Source organism: Ralstonia sp. RL (genome assembly GCF_001683835.1).
Lineage (GTDB): Bacteria > Pseudomonadota > Gammaproteobacteria > Burkholderiales > Burkholderiaceae > Ralstonia > Ralstonia mannitolilytica.
The window spans coordinates 1-1,490 of record NZ_LWRX01000184.1; the positions used below are offsets into that span (position 1 = coordinate 1).

General features: G+C 64.4%; 2 protein-coding genes and 2 pseudogenes. All 4 read left to right on the plus strand.

Translation table 11 applies throughout. The annotated features are described in order from the left end of the window. A pseudogene (locus tag A6M56_RS17765) lies at positions 1-83 on the plus strand (phage tail protein); the annotation flags it as partial. 18 nt (positions 84-101) lie between these two features. After that, entirely contained in the window at positions 102-329 is a 228-nt protein-coding gene (locus tag A6M56_RS17770) for a hypothetical protein (RefSeq protein WP_286758273.1), read from the plus strand. Next, entirely contained in the window at positions 326-529 is a 204-nt protein-coding gene (locus A6M56_RS17775; protein WP_286758274.1) for a hypothetical protein, read from the plus strand. Before A6M56_RS17770 ends, A6M56_RS17775 begins: the two co-directional genes overlap by 4 nt. Further along, a pseudogene (locus tag A6M56_RS17780) lies at positions 529-1,490 on the plus strand (phage tail protein); the annotation flags it as partial. The gene A6M56_RS17775 and the pseudogene A6M56_RS17780, both read left to right, overlap by 1 nt.

The window sequence follows — 1,490 nt, forward strand, 5'->3', positions numbered from 1 at the left end:
AGTCGCGCTTCGGCAACCTCGACAACTACGGCGGCTTTCCCGCCATCCCGAGCAAAAACCCGTTCTCGACCGGCGTGTTCTGAATCCCTGGAGAAATCACCATGTGGTACCTCGTCGTCATCGTGGTGGCGGCGCTGGTTTCGGTCGCGCTCGCGCCGAAACCGCCCGAACCCAAACCGGCATCCCTGTCTGACGTCGATGCCCCCACCGCAGAAGAAGGCCGACCGATCCCGGTCGTGTTCGGCACCGTGCTGCTGCGCGGCTCCAACGTCGTCTGGTACGGCGATCTCGCAGCCGACCCCATTCGCAAGAAAGGAGGCAAGAAATGAAAACGAACGTGATCGTCACCATCGACGATGTGCGCGCCGTTGGCCTGTGCGTGAACGGCACGCGCGTCTGGTTTGCCCGCCACGACCTGGACTTCCGTGCCTTCCTGCGTCACGGCTGCGCTGCCGACACCTTGCTGGCCACTGGCGATGCGATGGCGTGGCGTGTGGTTGAGCATGCCAGGCAACAGGAGCCTCGCTGATGGGTGGTAGCAGCAAAAAGCAAACCGTCGGCTACCGCTACCGGATGGGACTGCACCTGGTGCTGTGCCAAGGGCCGGTCGATGCCGTGCAGGAAATCCAGATGGGCGACCGTACCGCCTGGGGCGATGCCGACCGGGGGCCGCTGTCCAGCGGGCACGGCCTGACCACCCTCGGTATCCACAAACCCACGCTGTTTGGCGGTGACGAGCGTGAAGGTGGTGTGGTCGGCAGCATCGATGTGCTGCCCGGTGGCCCCGGTCAGGGGCGCAACGACTACCTGATGAGCCGCCTTGGGCCAGCCATTCCGGCCTTCCGGGGCGTGCTGTCACTGGTGGCGCGCAAGATTCTGTTTGCGGCCAACAACCCCTACATCAAGCCGTGGGCCGTGCGCGTGCGCCGTTTCACGGCGGGCTGGCACGGTTATCCGTGGATGGAGTGGAACGCCGAAGTCCGCGCCTGGGATGACAGCCAAGGCCGCGAGATCAGTGTCGGCATGAACCCGGCCCACATCCTGGTGCAATGCCTGACCGACCCGCACTGGGGCATGGGCTACCCGCAGGACAGCATCGGTTGGAGTTTCTGGAATGCGGCGTGGGCCCTGTCGGATGAAGGCTTCGGCCTGAATCTGATCTGGACCCGCCAGCAGCCCATCGAGAGCTTCATCAGTCAGGTCATCGACCACATCGGCGGCATTCTCTACACCGATCCGGCACAAGGCACCTTCGAGCTGAAGCTGCTGCGCGACGACTACTGGGTCAACGATCTGCCGCAGCTGGGGCCGGACGAGATCGTGCGGCTGGAGCGTTTCGAGCGCGCGCAGTGGGGTGAGCTGCCCAACGAGCTGACCGTGGTCTACGCCGACTGGCAAACCGGCGGCGACACCACCGTCACTGTGGAAAACCTTGCCGCGATTCAGTTGCAAGGCGGCGTGATCAATCAACGCCGAGACTACCCGGGCGT